Source organism: Sphingobium sp. GW821-FHT02B05, assembly GCF_059421905.1.
In genome coordinates this window covers 221,498-238,579 of record NZ_JBWKVW010000004.1, presented here as the reverse complement: position 1 = coordinate 238,579, position 17,082 = coordinate 221,498, and the positions used below count along the sequence as shown (strand labels likewise).

13 protein-coding genes are annotated in these 17,082 nt (G+C 61.6%); 3 read left to right on the top strand and 10 right to left on the bottom strand.

The features are described 5' to 3' along the window. The 4 genes from AC07UX_RS15380 to ocd all read right to left on the bottom strand — a co-directional run. Positions 1 to 690, bottom strand: a 690-nt coding sequence (locus AC07UX_RS15380; RefSeq protein ID WP_495192858.1) for an NADPH-dependent F420 reductase, incomplete at its 3' end; no start/stop codon positions are given. A 61-nt stretch (positions 691 to 751) separates the two neighbouring features. Continuing rightward, a complete protein-coding gene (locus AC07UX_RS15375) occupies positions 752 to 1,162 on the bottom strand; it encodes a MarR family winged helix-turn-helix transcriptional regulator (protein ID WP_495192857.1) in 411 nt (136 codons plus the stop codon). 409 nt (positions 1,163 to 1,571) lie between these two features. Then, the gene (locus AC07UX_RS15370) at positions 1,572 to 3,134 is read right to left on the bottom strand and encodes an amidase (RefSeq protein ID WP_495192856.1); all 1,563 of its coding nucleotides are present in this window, start codon (positions 3,132 to 3,134) and stop codon (positions 1,572 to 1,574) included. Between the two features lie 115 nt (positions 3,135 to 3,249). Continuing rightward, entirely contained in the window at positions 3,250 to 4,299 is a 1,050-nt protein-coding gene (gene ocd / locus AC07UX_RS15365; protein ID WP_495192855.1) for an ornithine cyclodeaminase, read from the bottom strand. A gap of 144 nt (positions 4,300 to 4,443) precedes the next feature. Here ocd and AC07UX_RS15360 point away from each other — a divergent pair, with 144 nt between their 5' ends. Beyond that, on the top strand, positions 4,444 to 4,884 hold the full coding sequence (locus tag AC07UX_RS15360) for an Lrp/AsnC family transcriptional regulator (protein WP_120253325.1): 441 nt from the start codon (positions 4,444 to 4,446) through the stop codon (positions 4,882 to 4,884). Positions 4,885 to 4,944: 60 nt separating this feature from the next. Further along, complete coding sequence (locus tag AC07UX_RS15355; protein ID WP_495192854.1) at positions 4,945 to 8,289, top strand: amidohydrolase family protein; 3,345 nt, start codon at positions 4,945 to 4,947, stop codon at positions 8,287 to 8,289. Between the two features lies 1 nt (position 8,290). Here the strand turns inward: AC07UX_RS15355 and pdxR are convergent, their stop codons facing one another. Next, positions 8,291 to 9,769, bottom strand: coding sequence for a MocR-like pyridoxine biosynthesis transcription factor PdxR (pdxR, locus tag AC07UX_RS15350; protein ID WP_495192853.1), 1,479 nt, complete (start codon positions 9,767 to 9,769; stop codon positions 8,291 to 8,293). Positions 9,770 to 9,959: 190 nt separating this feature from the next. Here pdxR and AC07UX_RS15345 point away from each other — a divergent pair, with 190 nt between their 5' ends. After that, complete coding sequence (locus AC07UX_RS15345) at positions 9,960 to 10,556, top strand: FMN-binding negative transcriptional regulator (RefSeq protein ID WP_495192852.1); 597 nt, start codon at positions 9,960 to 9,962, stop codon at positions 10,554 to 10,556. A 94-nt stretch (positions 10,557 to 10,650) separates the two neighbouring features. On the opposite strand, the gene AC07UX_RS15340 is transcribed toward AC07UX_RS15345, so the two are convergent. From AC07UX_RS15340 to AC07UX_RS15320, 5 genes are all read right to left on the bottom strand, one after another. Beyond that, complete coding sequence (locus tag AC07UX_RS15340; RefSeq protein WP_495192851.1) at positions 10,651 to 13,350, bottom strand: TonB-dependent receptor domain-containing protein; 2,700 nt, start codon at positions 13,348 to 13,350, stop codon at positions 10,651 to 10,653. A gap of 221 nt (positions 13,351 to 13,571) precedes the next feature. Then, on the bottom strand, positions 13,572 to 13,892 hold the full coding sequence (locus tag AC07UX_RS15335; protein WP_495192850.1) for a hypothetical protein: 321 nt from the start codon (positions 13,890 to 13,892) through the stop codon (positions 13,572 to 13,574). Positions 13,893 to 14,183: 291 nt separating this feature from the next. Continuing rightward, on the bottom strand, positions 14,184 to 16,040 hold the full coding sequence (gene feoB / locus AC07UX_RS15330) for a ferrous iron transporter B (RefSeq protein ID WP_495192849.1): 1,857 nt from the start codon (positions 16,038 to 16,040) through the stop codon (positions 14,184 to 14,186). Further along, the gene (locus AC07UX_RS15325) at positions 16,037 to 16,315 is read right to left on the bottom strand and encodes a FeoA family protein (RefSeq protein WP_495192870.1); all 279 of its coding nucleotides are present in this window, start codon (positions 16,313 to 16,315) and stop codon (positions 16,037 to 16,039) included. Before AC07UX_RS15325 ends, feoB begins: the two co-directional genes overlap by 4 nt. Positions 16,316 to 16,409: 94 nt before the next feature. Beyond that, positions 16,410 to 17,075 carry a COQ9 family protein gene (locus AC07UX_RS15320; protein WP_495192848.1) on the bottom strand — a complete coding sequence of 222 codons (666 nt, stop codon included), beginning with the start codon at positions 17,073 to 17,075 and terminating at the stop codon, positions 16,410 to 16,412. Positions 17,076 to 17,082 lie beyond the last annotated feature (7 nt).

Here is a 17,082-nt window from a genome sequence, read left to right as displayed (position 1 = left end):
ATACTTCGCACCGAAGGTGAGGACGACCGCCATGCCCGCGTCACGGCGTGCCGGCCCGCGTTCGCGGTCCGCCAGCGTCAGCGCCTCGCGCAGCTGGTCGACGGTCAGGGCGGTGCAATAGGCCGGGCTGCCGGTCTGAATGCGCCAGGATTCGGCGATGCTGCCCGCATCGACCGCGTCGAAACCGGTCGCCTCCACCAGCTCCATCGCGATCGCCTTGGCGGCCGCATCGTCGCCCGCTACCGGAATGGCGGTCCGCCCGGCCTCGCCCTTCGCCTTGCCATCCTTGCGCAGGGTGCCGGCCAGCACGGCGTTCCAGGCGCGCGTCACCGGGCGGCCGATCTGTTCGGCGACCCATTCGCTTTCCAGCTGGCCGTCGTCGATCGCCGAGATATGGCCGTCGCGCAGCGGATAGTAATTGGATGTGTCGATGACCGCCACGTCCGCAGGAACGCTGGCCAGCAGGTCCTTGAGTGGCGGCATCTTGGCGAGCGGGATGGACAGGATGATCGCATCGACATCCTGGAGTGCTTCACTGCTGGTCACCGCCGTCGCGCCGGTTTCCTGCGCCAGATCGCGCAGCGTATCGGGACCGCGCGAATTGGCGACCCGCACATCATGGCCGGCACCGCTGAGTTTGCGCACCAGAGTTTCGCCGATGAAGCCGACGCCGAGAATTCCGATTTTCATGACATAGTGACTTTCTTGAAGGGTGAGGAATACCCACCGGAAGGGGGCGACGGGCGTATCGTCAATCCGTTGGTGGCCGGGCGAAGCCGTCGAGCGTGTCGCGCAGGTCGGCAAGCCCGGCATCGGTCAGGGCGCAGGCGGATTTGATCTGCCCGCTCACCCGCCACGCTTCCTGCTGCAAGGCGCGGCCCTTGACGGTGAGGTCCACCAGCACACGCCGCTCGTCGCTCGCGTCGCGGCGCCGCGTCACGAGTTCGGCGGCCTCCATCCGCTTGAGCAGCGGGGTGATCGTGCCGGTATCCATGCTCAGCTTCGCGCCAAGCTCCCCCACCGATTGCGGCGTGTCCTCGAATAGTTCGAGCATCACCAGATATTGCGGAAAGGTAAGCCCCAGCGGCTCCAGAAATGGCTTGTGCAGGCGCACCATGCGATTGGCGGCACTGTACAGCGCGAAGGAAAGCTCCTTTGCCACCGCACGCTTCGTCGTAGCAAAATCTCTAGTTGGCGATTCCATAGCACGCTATATAAAGCAGGCTGCTTATCCTGGCAAGGGCGTCGCTCCCCATAGCCGACCAGATGCGATAGGGGCTTTCCGCGTCGTTGACGTCGCTTTTGTTCCCGCGGGTTGAAAGGACGCCCTTAGCGCCGCGCGCAAATACATTCTATCGCGACACCATGCTTGACCACCCATGATACAGGAACGTTAATAGCGTTCCTGTCTCTGACACCGCGCGTGACAGCCCCGAACAACGTCTGTCGATCCATTTGGCCAGAACATCGGGATCGTTCGCGACAACATCGCGCCGCAAAACCATCCCGTCGACATCGACCACGCAGATATGGGTCGTCTTTTAGAAGATGAGAGGCAAGCTGATCATCAGCTAACCATTCAAGGCGGACGGCAAACTGGCGGCGATCCAGGGCGACGCTTTCTCATAGGCGTGCCCGACCTGAAGGACGGCAAGATCGCTATGCCGCTTCCCGATGATCTGGAGGCCGATCGGGAGTTTCAAAGCTCCGCCAAAGCCAGCAGGTACTGCAAGTACAGGCAAACCCGCCATCGTTGCCGGCAAGGTAACTTCCATCCAGCGATGATAGCTGTCCATGGGCTTCCCGGCGATCTCCGTCGGCCAACGTTCCTTCACATCGAATGGAAAGACCTGGGCTGTGGGCAGCACCAGAAAGTCGTACTTCGCGAATGCAGCATGGAACGCCTGATAGATACGCGATCGACCGGCGGACGCGACTGCCAGTTGCGGGCCGGTCAGTTTCATGCCGCCCTCAACTTCCCATATCGCTTCCGGCTTCATGAGCGCCCGTTTGGCTGGATCGTCATAAAAAGCCTGCAAATCTGCGCCAACGGACCAGAACCGCAGTGCAACGGCCGTGCGCCACATATCCGTTGCGGGTTCGGACAATGCGGCTTCCTCGACTGTCATGCCAATCGCTTCAAAGGCCTTGAGCGCTTTCGTGCAGGTGTCCATGATACCTGCTTCCATTGGCAAAGCACCGCCCAGATCGCCCAGCCAGCCGATCCTGCCCCCCTTCCAATTCCGGTCGAGAGGTTTTGCGAAGATGGCAGGATCGTCAGCGAGCGAGAAAGGCGCACGACTATCTTCGCCCGCCTGAACCGACAGCAGCATGGCTAGGTCGGCAACGGTCCGGCCCAGAGGCCCCGATGTCGCAAAATTCTGCCAGAACATGTCGCTATTGGGCACGGATGGCACGCGGCCAAACGAGGGACGCAAGCCAAAGACATTATTCCAGCCGGGCGGGTTGCGCAAAGAGCCACCAAAGTCGCTGCCATCGGCCACCGGTACCATCCGCAGCGCGAGCGCCACTGCGCCGCCGCCGGTACTGCCGCCAGCTGCCTTGCCATAGGCATAGGCATTATGCGTCGTACCGAATAGCGGATTGAAACTGTGCGAACCCAGCGCGAATTCTGGCACGTTGCTCTTGCCGATAAAGACTGCGCCGGCCTTCCGCATGCGCGCGACGACAAGGCTGTCGGCACTTGGGATATTGTTGCGCAGGATAGGTGACCCTTGGGTGCTGGCGATGCCCTTGACCGGCGCGGTATCCTTCACCGCATGAGGGAAACCATGCAAGGGACCATGGAAGCGACCGGCGGCGGCATCCTCGTCCATCGCCGCAGCCTGACGCATCAACATGTCGCCATCCACCCGCGACACGATGGCGTTGAAGCGCGGATTGAGTGTGTCGATGTGCGCGAGATGGGCGGTCATGACCTCTCGGCTCGACAGATCGCGACGGCGTATCGCAGCGGAAAGATCGGTAGCGTTCATGAGGACGATATCGCTCGGCCCCTTCGCTGCGGCGGATTTTGCAAAGGCAGGGGCAGCTCCAGCGGCGAGTGCAGCCGGTGCGGCGGCGAGGATGGTTCTACGGTTCATCGCCATGCGTTCCAGGATACCATCGCCCATTTTCATTCCTCATGATTGAATGTTGCGCTTCTCTTGGCCCGGCTATGGGATCGGTAAAGGTCCAATATCGGATCCGGGCGCGGGACCAGCCCGCGCTCGGATCGCAAATCTCCCGTCAGGCCGCTGCGCGCTGAAGCATGCCGAACAGATCGCGTGGGTCGTCCGGATCGGCAACCATGTCCAGCTGCTGGAAATATTCGGTCCCTTCCAGCTTGCCAAGGACATAGCGCAATGCGGAAAAATCCTCCACGGCAAAGCCGACGCTGTCGAACAGGGTGATCTGCCGGGCGTCGGTACGGCCCTGCGCCTCGCCGCTCAGCACCTTCCAGAACTCGGTCACCTGATAGGATGGGTCCATCTGCTGAATTTCACCCTCGATACGGGTCTGCGGCTCGAACTCGACGAAGGTAGTGGCCCGTCCGAGGATGTCCTTGTGCAACTCCGTCTTGCCGGGGCAATCGCCACCGATGGCATTGATGTGAATACCCGCGCCGACCATGTTGTCGGACAGGATCGTGGCATAGGCCTTGTCTGCGGTGCAGGTGGTCACGATGTGGGCACCCTCGATAGCGTCTTCCGCCGTGTCGCAAGACACGACCCGCAATCCCGACCCCGCAAGGTTGCGCGCGACCTTTCGCGTTGCCGCCTGGTCGATGTCGAACAGGCGTACTTCCTCGATGCCGACAATGGCTTTCATGGCGATGGCCTGGAATTCCGCCTGTGCGCCATTGCCGATCATCGCCATCACGCGCGATCCTGCCGGGGCCAGCCGGCGCGCCACCATTGCGGATGTAGCCGCCGTACGCAGAGCGGTCAGGAGCGTCATTTCGGCAAGGAGCAGGGGGTAGCCTGTATCCACCCGCGCCAATAGTCCGAAGGCAGCAACGGTCTGAAGGCCCTTGGCCAAGTTGCTGGGATGACCGTTCACATATTTGAACGCGAAAGCCTCGCCGTCCGAAGTGGGCATCAATTCAATCACCCCTTCCTTCGAATGCGAAGCAAGCCGGGGCGTCTTTTCAAAAAGATGCCAGCGCAGATAATCTGCCTCGATCGCGTCGGTCAGTTCGCGCAACATGGTTTCGATCCCGAAATGGTGAACCAGACGCATCATGTTTTCGACGCTGACAAATGGGATGAACGCCAGGGGGGACGGTGTGGGGGCCATGGAAATTCCTTGGAACAAATAGCTGCGTCACAACCCTACCGCCGACACATAATGATCAAAATCGCAGCTTCGCCTTGCAATGCGCTCAAAATTAGACGATTTTTATAGCTGAATTGAGCAATTTGCCCAAAGTAGAGTCCACTCATGACCGGCTTCGCGAAGTTCATTCCGGACGATCTCGATCGACGCATCATCGGCCATCTCCGGGCTGACGGGCGCGCATCCCTTTCAAAGCTTGCCGATGCCCTCGGCGTGGCGCGCGGTACGGTGCAAAGCCGACTGGACCGGCTCGTCGACACCGGTACGCTGCTGGGCTTCACCATCCGGGTGCGCGACGACTATGATGATCTTTCGGTTCGTGCGGTGATGATGATAGAGATTACCGGCAAATCGACGACAGAGGTCATTCGCAAGCTGAGAGGCATCGTCGAGATCCGGACACTGCATACGACCAATGGAAACTGGGATCTGGTGGCGGATATCCATGCCGCCAGCCTGTCAGAATTCGACCGTGTGCTCCGGCAAGTGCGGATGATCGAAGGCGTGCTCAACAGCGAAACAAGCCTGTTGCTCAGTACGGTCTGACCGGCAAATCCGGCGGTGGTCCCTTGGTCAGGCAGAAACTGGATGTTCCACCGCAACAGCATGCCGGCGATCAAGCAGCCGTTGATAAGGGACGCGAAGGGTGACGGCGTGAAGAAATGGCTGGCGAATGCGGCAATCCTGGCAGGCTGGTCCATATCGGCCAGTTCGGTGGCTTGGGCCAATCCGTTGCCGCCGCTCACCGGGCGGGTGATCGAATATGATACGCGGGAAGTTACCTGGCCTGCGCTGGATGTATCGCGGGACGGCGGCACGATCCTGTTCGATCTGCTCGGTGATATCTACGCCCTGCCATCGCAAGGGGGCAAAGCCCGCCCGGTCATGACCGGCGCCGCGTTCGATACCCAGCCCGTCTTCTCGCCCGATGGTCGCCATATCGCCTTCGTCAGCGATCGCGACGGGGCGGAGGCGCTCTGGGTCGCCGATGTCGATGGCGACAATGCACGTCGCGTGTCGAAGGAAGCCAATGGCGCTGCCCACTATAGTTCGCCGGCATGGTCCCCCGATGGCAAGACGCTCTATGTATCGCGGATGGTCTGGGGTGTCCTGGCCTTCGAACTATGGTCGTTCGATGTCGAAAGCGGCAAGCATGACGTGCTGGTAAAGGCGCAGCCGAACGGTGATGATCCTCACCCTCAACGGCGCAACGCGATGGGTGTCGTCGCGTCCCCCGACGGCAAGAGCCTCTATTACGCGATCAAGACCGGGACCACCTGGACCAGCGGCCCATTACCCCACTGGACGATCGCTAGGTTCGATCTGGCCACCCGCAAGCAGAGCGCTGTCCTGACGACGCCGGGCGGCGGCATGCGTCCGCTATTGTCGCATGATGGCCGCTGGCTTGCCTATGCCACCCGGGAAGACGGGAAGACCGCCTTGCGCCTGCATGATCTGTCGGACGGAACGGATCGTCTGCTTCATGGCCTGATCGACCCGGATGGCCAATCTGGTGGCTATTATGTGGACCTGCTTCCCCGCATGGTCTTTTCCGCCGATGATCGCAGCATCTATATGGGCATGGGCGGCGGGTTGAAGCGGCTGGACATCGCGTCGGGCGACCTGACCGACATTCCATTCCAAGCGCATGTGCGGCAGGAGATGGGTCCGGACCTGCGCCGTCAGCACCATGTCGATACCGGGCCGGTCCACGTTCGGGTGATCCAGACCCCGCGCCTTTCGCCTGATGGGAAGCGCGTGATCTTCGGCGCCGTCGGGGGGCTCTACCTTGCCGACAACCGCAAGGGCGCCAGGCCGCGCCGCCTCGACGTCCCTGGTGCCGCCTGGCAACCCAGCTGGTCGGACGATGGGCGCTTCGTCACCTATGTCACCTGGACAGCGAAGGAGGGCGGCCATGTCTGGATCGCGGCGGTCGACGGCAAGACCGCGCCGCGCCGGATCACGACGCAGCCAGCCTATTATTCGGAGCCGTTGTTCCTGGCGGGTGACAAGGCCGTAGTGGCCTTTTCGGCCAGCCAGCACGACCGCCTCTATCGGTCTGCCGAAAGCCTTGGGCCGATGCCCTCGACTTTGGTGCGGCTGCCGGCAGAGGGCGGCGAACGCCTGGTGTTGGGGGAGGTAGGCGCCGCGATGGACCTGCGCCGCGATGCCGATCCTGCACGGGTGCGCTATTATGCCGATGGCTGGATTTCCTCGCATGCCGTCGATGCCGGTACGCAGGGCAAGGACGCGGTCAGGCAACTGGTCAAGCTGGTAGCCCGTCCCGACAGCCAATATTTCGATGCGCCGGCACCGCTCAAGAATGCGCAACTCAGCGCGGACGGCAGGACGGCGCTGGTGCGCTATGCCTCGCAACTCTATCTGGTCCCTGTTCCGGTGGTGAAAGACGGCAGCGCTGCGCCGACTGTTACCGTCAGCGATCCGGCTTCGGGCGCGCGGCGGATCACCGCGATCGGTGCGGACTACATGGATTGGGCGCCGGACATGCGCTCTTTGCTCTGGTCGGTTGGATCGACGGTGCGGCAACTGGAATTGGGCGCTACAAAAAGCGGCCCGCCCGCTATCATAGAAGGCCGCGCGCGCAGCGCGAAGATGGACGTGGTGCTGCCTCGCGACGTGCCCAAGGGCAAGTTGCTGTTGCGCGGGGCACGGGTGGCCACGATGAAGGCGGACGAGATCATCGACGACGCCGACCTGCTGATCGTCGACAACCGCATTGCCGCTATCGGCGCGCGCGGGGCCATCCCGGTTCCTGCGGGCACTAAGATACGCGACGTCACTGGCAAATTCATCGTGCCAGGCTTCATCGATGCCCACGCCCACTGGTTCGAAACGCGCCGCCGCATCCTCGACATCGGTCATTGGGATTTCTCCGCCAACCTTGCCTATGGCGTCACTGCCGGTCTGGATGTGCAGACATTCGATCCAGATGTGTTCGGCTATGCGGACATGATCGACGCTGGCCTTATGATCGGCCAGCGCGCTTTTTCAACAGGTGAGGGCGTGTTCCGCACCAGTCCGATGGATAGTCGCGAGGACGCCATTGCCACGCTGCGGCGCTATTCGGATTATTACCGCACACCGAATATCAAACAATATATGGTCGGCGGCCGGGCGGCGCGGCGACACCTGATCGAAGGCGCGCAGGCGCTGGGACTGATGCCCACGACCGAAGGCGCGAGCGACTACCGGCTCGACCTGACCCAGATGCTCGACGGCTATGCCGGCAACGAACATAGCCTGCCGATCGCACCGGTGCATGACGATGTGTTGCAGATGCTCGTGCGATCGAGAATTTCGACTGTCCCTACGATGCTGGTACTGTACGGCGCGCCGGGGCCGCTGGGGATGATGACGGCGGGCCATCAGCAGGATTTCGACGCCAAACTGAACCGCTTCGTTCCCGAATTCGCTTTCGCGGCGAAGCGGGACAGTGCGCAATGGAATCGCGCTGACGGACAAGGCTTCTCGATGTTTGCCAAGCAGGCAAGCGATATAGGCCTTGCCGGTGGCCTCCTCGGTGTCGGCGCACATGGCGTGGTTCAGGGACTCTCCTATCATTGGGAACTGGAAGCGATGGCCTTTGGCGGGGGTAGCCCGATGCAGATCCTGCGCGCCGCGACGATAGGCTCTGCCCAAGTGATCGGCCGGGCGCTTGACCTCGGTTCGATCGAACCCGGCAAGCTGGCCGACCTACTGGTCCTTGACCGCGATCCGCTGGCCGATATTCGCAATACGCGCTCGCTCAGCCTTGTGATGCAGAACGGGCGTCTTTATGATGCGGCGACGCTCGATGAACAGTGGCCAAGTCGCAAGCCGCATGCCGCGCAATGGTTCGAAGGCATGTCGAAGCGCGAGGTTGCCGTGGCGAGAGCGCGTGCTGCGGCGTTCGAGGAGGCGCAGGGCAGCGCTGCCTCCTTCGAATATTGACCTATCCGACCTGATCCAGCGCCTTCGCCAATGTCTTGATCGCCCGTTCCGCCTCCATATCGTTGAGGCTGGCAAAGCCGATGCGCAGGCCGCGCTCGGCCTGCGGGTGCACCATGAACGATTCGGACGAGGCGAAGCGCAGGCCCAGCGCTTTTGCCTCATTTTCGAGCGCCAGAAGGTCGATGCCGGGAAAACGCAGCCAGAAAGCCAGCCCGCCATTGGGCGTTTCAAACATGATCCGATCGCCAAAGCTTTGGCGCAGCCTTTCGGCAAAACGCTCGCGACGTTCGCCATAAATCTTGCGCACCTTGCGGGCATGGCGTCTCAACGCGCCGCTGGTGATGAGATCGGCGACGGCATCTTCGGTGACCGTATTACCCATGCCATCTGTCAGCGACACATAATGTCCCAGCGCACGGATCATCGGCTCGGGCGCAACGACATAGCCGACGCGCAGCGCCGGTACGATCAGCTTCGACAAGGACCCGAGATAGATGACATGGTCTGGCGCAAATGCCGCCATGGGCAAGAGCGGCTGTGATGCGAAATGAAATTCATGGTCATAATCATCCTCGATGATCGCAAAGCCGAATTGCTTGGCGAGGTTGAGGAGCGCCAACCGACGTTCGGGGCGCAATACGCTGGTGGTCGGAAACTGGTGGTGGGGAGTCAGGAAAATCGCGCGCACCTTATGCTTGCGACATGCCTTTTCCACCGCGTCGATGTCGATCGTCGGTCCATCGAAAGGCACGGACACAAGGTTGGCGCCCATCATGCGGAAGGCTGCGAGTGCCGGCTCATATGTCAATTCTTCGACGATCACGGCGTCACCGGGGCGAATCAGGGCCTGGGCCGTCAGGAAAAGGCCGTTCTGGCTGCCGCGTGTGACGCAGATTTCTTCCGGCCCGATCGTCAGGCCGCGCTGGTGGCGCAGCATGTCGGCAATTGCCGAACGGAGCTGCACCGTGCCGAAGGGATCGCGATATTGCAGATGACTGTCCGCCGGCGGACGCAACAATGCATTGCGATAGGCCTGCATGAGCGCTTCGTTCGGAAACAGGCGGCCGTCAGGTGCGCCCTCATCCAATTTAATCCCCGATCCACCCGGCAGTGCAAGGGGCCGGGCGGGAGTCGGCAAGATCCGATATTGTGGACTAGGTTTGTGGGGAGACGTAAGGTCTGGCGTATCCGCGCGCTTTCTGCGAACAGGATCGGGAAAGGTCGTGGCTACCATCGTTCCGCGTGTACCGGACGATGCCAGCCAACCCTGGGCGATCAGTTCCTCATAGGCAAATACGATCGTCTTGCGATTGAGGTTCAGTTCGGTAGCGAGTTGCCGACTGCCTGGAAGATAGGTGCCGGGCGCCAGCCTACCGCGCTCGATGTCCCGGATTATAGCCGAAATGACCTGAATGTAGATAGGGGTCGGTAGTGCAGGATCGATCCTGTCACCAAGCATGACGTGCAGGGGGCGAAGCATGATGCTGTGATCCGGGCCTGACTGTTCCATTCGTTTTGAATGATATCCGCCCTAATTGCTGATGGGCCGATAGGCAATTCAAAGCTGGTCCCGTTTGTCTCGACAGACTGGCCCTTGAGGTGGACCAGTCGCACCTCCATGGGCAGCCTTAGAGCGGCGTCGAGCCGTTGTGTAGATGGGAAGCAGCACATTGAACGAAGCATTTTCAGCTTATCGTCCGCAGGACGTCCGTTTCCTGATTGAGCAATATCCGCTCGCCTGGGTCCAGACATGCGCCAGCGTAGAGCAGCCTGCGGCATCTCTGCTCCCCCTTCTCGGCGAATATGACCGGGATGGGCGCCTGATCGCTCTGATCGGACATATGGCGCGCCATAATCCGCTGCATGACGCGCTTCAGACCGATTGTCGTGCGCACATCCTGTTCACCGGGCCCCAAGGCTATGTCTCGCCCGAACATGCAGGTCTGCGCGATTGGGCGCCGACCTGGAATTATGTCCAACTGCGGATAGCGGCCGACTTTCATTTCGACGAGGCTCTGACAGAGCCTGCCCTCGACATGCTGATCAGCCATATGGAGCGTGGCCGCACCGCACCATGGCGCAAGGAGGAGTTGGGCGCTCGCTATTCCCGGTTGGCGGGAGCGATCATCGGCTTTCGGGCTGACGTCGGTTCGTGCGCGGGCATATTCAAGCTGGGGCAGGACGAACGGCCGGAGGTTCTGGCCCATATTCTGTCCTCACACCCCGACACGACAATGGTGGAATGGATGCGCCGCTTTAGCGATTAAGTGGAAGAAAAGCCTTTCCCGTCGGCAGCGAATGGCAAAGGAAAAGGCGGCGGGTTCGCACCCGCCGCCTTTTTTGACGCCTGAAGAGGCGTCTTCAGAATTCGAGGCGTGCACCCACCGTCATGTAGCGGCCGATCACGTCATAATAGGGCGAGAAGGTCGAATAGAGCGGCGGTTCCTTGTCGAACAGGTTCGACACATTGCCGTACAGTTCGAAATGCTTGCCCTCGCCGAACGGAATTTTCTGGCTCAGTTGCAGGTCGACATAGGTATAGGCTGGAATATGATTGTTGGTCAGCGACGTGCTGGTGCGGTTCCAATAACCTGACGAGAGATAGCGCGCTCGAACAAGGCCGCTGAACCCGTCACTGGCATAGCCAACCGACGCATTGGCGCGAATGCGCGGCACGCCGTTGACGAAGGCGTAGCCCTGCGATTTCACATATTCCACCTTGCTGATGCCGTCATCGGTCGTGAAGTGGTTCACCCAGGTTCCAAGCAGGCGGAAGGTGAGCTTGCCGTTGGCATCATTGTTCACCGGCATTGTATAGGCCAGTTCCGCGTCGACGCCGTCGGTCTTGAATTCCGACAGATTGACTGACGATGATGCCACGCTGGCGATCCGTCCGTCCGTGCCGCGGGTGATATAGTTGCACAGGCTGTCATTGCCCGCATTGCAACGATCGACCAGAACCTGCGCGCTGATGCTGGTGATGACATCCTTGATCGAGATATTGAAATAGTCGATCGACGCGGTCAGGCCACGCGTCGGAGCCGTCGTAATGCCTGCGGTCCAGGTGTCGGCTTTTTCCGGCCTGAGGGAAGCATTGCCGCCACCATAGACGAGGACGCTGCGGCTGCCCTCGCTGCTGTAAAGGGGGTCAACCACGCCGACATAGCTGACGGTCTGGTTCGAATAGAGCTCGCTCACATTGGGTGCGCGGATGTCGCGCGAACGGGCAACGCGCCCGATCACGCCCGGCAAGAACTCGTTGGTCGCGCCCAGCTTCCACGACCAGCTGGTGCCGCTGGTGCTGTAATCCGACGCCCGTGCAGCGCCGTTCAACTCCAGTTTGCGCAACAATGGCACGTCCTTGATGACCGGTACGACGATTTCGGCAAAGGCTTCCTTGACGTCGTATTTGCCGCGCAGGGAACTGAAGTAGAATGTGCTGAACGCCTTTGCGGCATCAAGCTCACCGACCTTGTTGACGGTGGACAGGTTGCGGCCTTCCGCGCCTATGGCGATCGATACGGGACCAGCGGGCAAATCGATTGGTTCCCCGCGCAGCGACACGCCATAGGTGTCGATCTTGTTCAGGCCATTCAGACGCGGCGTGCCCGTGACATAATCGATCGCCGCCTGCGAAGGCGCCCCCTCGCCGAACAGGTCAAGAGGTACGCAGCCCACAGCGCCCGACCGACATACGGGCTGACCCGTGGCAGGACTGATAACCGCGTCCACGGCGTTGGCGAAATTCTGTGCGATCAGAAAGCCCGGCGTATTGATCTTGTTGCGATACTGGCCGTGGCTGTAATAGGCGCCGTAGCGCCAGCGCCCCTCATCAAAGCTGCCGTCCAGGGCAATGGTTCCCTGGATGCTGCGCCGGTCCAGATTGATGGTGCTGTACGACAGATCCGCATTGTAGCGGGCCATCGTGAAGCTGGTCTGCCCGGCTGCGGCCAGGGCCTGCTTGATGTTGTTATTCAAGAACGCATTGTCGGACCGGATGGTGACGCTGCCCGTATTATCGCCGAACCAGGTGTAACTGTTATAATAGCGCGAATAGCGAAGGTCAGCGCTCAGCTTGAGCGTGTCGGTCAGCTCGTAGGACGCCTTGGCCATCATCGCATAGCGCTTTTGCGGCGTGATCAGCGGGCTGCGCTCGTCATCGGACGGGCCTTCTCCACCGATCATATTGGTGCCGACGACAGTGCCGATGTCGGGCACGCGCAGGGTGCCGTCCGGATTGAAGCCATAACCCCGTAGAGTACCCGATGTGATGTAGCCGCCGATCAGGCGGGTGGCGAGCCCGACATCGGGCGTCAATGTGTTGTTGACGGTGGCGAAACGGCCGGTATTCTTGCGGTCGGTCTTTTTCAGGATGCCGTCATTGTTGACATACTCGCCGCCGATCACGAAATGGCCACGTCCACCGGCAAAGGCAGTGCCATATTTGCCTTCAAACTTGACCTGACCCGCATCTCCACGCGAAGAGATGCCGCCTTCGGCACCAAGACGAACGCCCTCATAGTCGCTGTCGATGAGCATGTTGACGACACCGGCGACCGCGTCGGAGCCCCAGGCGGCCGAAGCGCCACCGGTGACGATGTCCACGCTTTTGACCATGATGGATGGCACGGTGTTGAGGTCGTTGTCGCTGACAAGACGGCGGCCGTCCACCAGGACGAGCGATCGGGTTTCACCAAGGCCGCGTATGTTGATCGGGAACCGGCCCGCCTGTGCGTTGGTGCCCGACGTTTGCGGCGACTGCGACGCCTTAAACTGTGGCAGGTCAGCAAGCGCAGCGCCAATGTTGGTCCGGCTGACCACGTCAAGGTCGGCCTGCGTCATGTGCAGCAGGGGAGTGGGCGACTCATATCCGGGGCGATCGATGCGCGAACCGGTCACGACTATCTCGCCTTGGCCAGTCGAGTTGGATTCAGCCTCGGCATTGGTCCGTTCAGGCTGGATACCGGACTGGGCCCAGGCCGAAGCGGCGGGAAAACCCATAATGATGAGCGCCGTTCCTGTTAGGATCGACCGGCGACGCGCACGAAGAAGCTGTTCCATCAATTAAATCCCTGAGTCACGGTCGCTCTTGTGAACTGGAGCGATCTGGTATGGCCTTTAGGCCTCGGCGAGAGATGAAGCGGGCGGGCGGTCCGGTGGAACCTCCACTTTCTGCAAAACTTAGGGGTCCAAGCCGGTGCGGTAATCAAATTCCACGAACTTGGTGGGTTGGAATTTGCTCTACGGCGAGTTCTTCCCCGGCAGAGTGAAGGAAGATCAGCCTATATTCTTCCGCGATGTGGCGGCGGCTTGACCAATTCCGGATGTCGACCCGTGGCAAAATGTGCCGCTTGTCTGGCGCGCCTGTCGATCGCAGAGATATCGAGCATCAACTGACGATAGAGATTTTGCCAACCCTCCGGCAATGTGATCGCTCGGATGAGATTCTTCCCGAAAATCTCGTTGTCAGTCACCATGCCCCAAAACATCGCAAAGCCGTCCTGATCAAGTTCGGCTGGCCGGTCTCGTAGCTGGAGGTGTTTCGGAAGAGCAAATTTGCTGGAGATCCCGCGCGAAACAATGGCTTCGGCCGATACGGTCAAGCGCACGATGCGGGCATCGGGAATTCACGATCTGGGTACGGACGTCCCCTCGCCACGCTTGGAGCGAAAGAGAAATGCCGTCAATGCGGGTTATCCCCCCGCCCGACCTCCGAATAACTGACGGAGCATAGCGAATTGGGGTTTCCACGGCCTGTCGTCGGACTGGTAATCGACGACCCCTTTCGCCGCAGATCGAAGCGAGGTCTGCAAGGAAGCTCTTTGGTCAATGGGCGATCTATGATTGTATTGACCAACCCTGCCCTGACTCCTCCGAAACTCTAAAGCGATCCCTTAAAGACCTGCGGCCGTCGCGGTCCAGTAGGTGATGCCGGCCGCGACATAGGCGAGGACGAACAGGTAGCCGACCATAAACAACGGCCATTTCCACCCGTTCGTCTCTCGCCGGGTCACGGCGATGGTCGATATGCACTGGGGCGCGAAGATGAACCAGGCGAGGAAGGCGAGTGCGGTGGGCAGCGGCCACTGGTCCTTCAACCGGTCGCCCAGACTGCGTTCCATCAACGCCTCGTCATCGCCGGCGTCGATCGAATAGACGGTCGCGAGCGCAGACACCGCCACTTCGCGCGCGGCCATGGCGGGGATCAGCGCCAGCGAGATGTCGCGGTTGAAGCCGATCGGTTCCAGCACGACGTTCAGGCCGCTGGCGATCCGGCCGGCGATCGAATGATCGACCTGGCTGGTGGGATCGCCATCGGGCACGCGCGGGAAGCTCAAGAGCAGCCACAGGATCACGGTCGAGGTGAAGATGATCGTGCCGGCGCGCTTGAGGAAAATGACCGCGCGCTGCCACAGGCCCAGGAGAATGTCCTGCGGGCGGGGCCACTGATATTTCGGCATTTCCATCAGGAATCCGCCGCTGGCCCCCTTCGTCACCGTAAAGCGCAGCACCAGCGCCACCGCCATCGCGCCGACGATCCCCGACAGATAGAGACAGAACAGCACGAAGCCCTGTAGGCCAATACCCCAGCCGATGTCGCGGGCCGGAATGAAGGCGCCGATGATGACCGCATAAACCGGCAGCCGCGCCGAACAAGTCATCAGCGGCGCGATCAGGATCGTGGTCAGCCGATCCTTGGGATCGGCGATGGTGCGTGTCGCCATGATGCCGGGAATGGCGCAGGCGAAGGAGGAGAGGAGCGGGATGAAGGCGCGGCCGGACAGGCCGACCTTGGCCATCAGCCCGTCCATCAGATAGGCAGCCCGGACCATATAGCCCGTCGCCTCCAGCATCAGGATGAAGAAGAAGAGGATCAGGATCAGCGGCAGGAACACTACTACCGATCCCACGCCCTTGATGACGCCATCGACCAGGAACGAGCGGACTATGCCGTCGGGCAGGACAGCGCGCACGGCATTGGCGATCGCTTCGGCAAGACCCTCGATCATGGCGACCGGCGCTTCGGACCAGCTATAGACCGACTGGAACATGACGAACAGCAAGGCAAGCAGCAGCGCCAGGCCGGCGACGGGATGCAGCGCCACCCGGTCGACCGCGGCGGTCAGGCGGCGGGACGGGGTTTCCCGGACGATGGTGGCACGGGCGATGCGGCCGGCTTCCTTGCGCACGGCATCGAAATCCCGTTCGGCGGCGGCAGGATAGGCGTTGGGCGCGCCGTTCAGCAGCCCTTCCAGTTCCTGGCGCAGATGGTCGAGGCCACGCTTGCGCACGGCGACGGTCGATATCACCGGTACGCCCAGTTCGCGCGACAGCACGGCCGCATCCAGTTCCAACCCGTCGCGCGTGGCCAGATCGACCATATTGAGCGCGACGATGGTCGGCAGGCCAAGCGCCAGCAATTCCAGTGCGAACCGCAGATGATTGTCCAGATTGGCGGCGTCGAGGACGATCACGATCGCATCGGGTCGCTTTTCGCCGGATTGCCTGCCCATCACGACATCGCGCGTGACCTGCTCGTCCGGGCTGTTGGGGTCCAGGCTGTAGGTGCCGGGCAGGTCGATCAGTTCGACCGGGCGCCCGTCCGACAGGGCCAGCCGGCCCGCCTTGCGTTCCACCGTAACGCCCGGATAATTGCCCAGTTTCTGCCGGGCGCCGGTCAGCGCATTGAAAAGCGCGCTTTTGCCGGCATTGGGATTGCCGACCAGCGCGACCAGCGGCAGGGCGCTCATGCTTTGATCCCCTGGCCGTCTGCATCCGGGCCGGTGCGCACCGTGACGGCGGCGGCATGGTTGCGGCGCATGGCGATGGTCATGCGGCCGATGCGGCAGGCGATCGGCCCCTTGCCGAACAGGAAGAAGACGCGCCCATGGTTGAGCGCCTCGACGCTGGCGCCTTCGCACAGGCCGAACTCGCGCAGGCGCTGTCCTTCGGATGCCGGAATGGCGGACCAGTCGATCATGTCAACATAGGCGGGTTGGCGCAGCGGCAGGTCGGTCAGGCGCAATGGAAAGGGACTCACAGTTTATTGTTGCGAGTGGCTATCAATTGCGACTGGTTAATGCCAGAAAAAACGCATTTCCGCAGCATTGCCGGTCAGGTCAGATCGCGGGATAGCGCAGCCGGCCGATAAAGCGCGAAAGGCTGAGATGCTCGCCGCCGCCCACGCCTTTCAGCTTGGCCTTGGCTTTTTCGAACTGCATCACATTCTCGATCCGTCGGGCCAGGAAGGCACGGCTGTCCGCATGGCCTTCGCTTTCATCATCGACGAACACCAGCAAGGTGGTGGCATAGACGGCGGTCAGCGTGGTGCGCTTGCTATAATGATTGAAGTCGGCGGCTGTGTCGCCCGCCGCGCGCCACATGATATCGGCCGCGCGCCAGCCCAGCTTGCCCGCGCGCACCGCATTGGTCGGCAGCGCCAGGATCGCGATCGCGCGGCGCAGCGCTTCCCGGTCGGGCGCCAGCAGGGCCAGGCGGGCTTCGATCAGCGCGATGATCTTTTTGCGGATCGACAGACTGGCCAATGCCTCTGCGGGCAGCGCGTCGATCATGCGGGCGTCGATGCTGGCGAACCAGGCGTCGATCATGTCGACCGGTCCGTCGGCAAAGGCCAGCGCAGCGATGTCCGGGTCGATCCCCTTTTCCTGCGCGGCCATCGTCACCGCCTGGGGGCGCCAGCCGTCGAACGCAGCATGGCGCGCCAGCGCAGGCGCCAGCAGGGCGCGGATTTCGTCGAGAGTGAGATCGTCCTGTGCTTCGCTCATGGCGTCT

Coding starts and splice junctions, on each gene's coding strand:
- AC07UX_RS15320 (WP_495192848.1), bottom strand. CDS start 17,075: ATGAGCGAAGCACAGGACGATCTCACTCTCGACGAAATCCGCGCCCTG.
- AC07UX_RS15340 (WP_495192851.1), bottom strand. CDS start 13,350: ATGGAACAGCTTCTTCGTGCGCGTCGCCGGTCGATCCTAACAGGAACG.
- feoB (WP_495192849.1), bottom strand. CDS start 16,040: ATGAGCGCCCTGCCGCTGGTCGCGCTGGTCGGCAATCCCAATGCCGGC.
- ocd (WP_495192855.1), bottom strand. CDS start 4,299: ATGGCCCCCACACCGTCCCCCCTGGCGTTCATCCCATTTGTCAGCGTC.
- AC07UX_RS15360 (WP_120253325.1), top strand. CDS start 4,444: ATGACCGGCTTCGCGAAGTTCATTCCGGACGATCTCGATCGACGCATC.
- AC07UX_RS15370 (WP_495192856.1), bottom strand. CDS start 3,134: ATGGGCGATGGTATCCTGGAACGCATGGCGATGAACCGTAGAACCATC.
- AC07UX_RS15355 (WP_495192854.1), top strand. CDS start 4,945: ATGCCGGCGATCAAGCAGCCGTTGATAAGGGACGCGAAGGGTGACGGC.
- pdxR (WP_495192853.1), bottom strand. CDS start 9,769: ATGCTTCGCCCCCTGCACGTCATGCTTGGTGACAGGATCGATCCTGCA.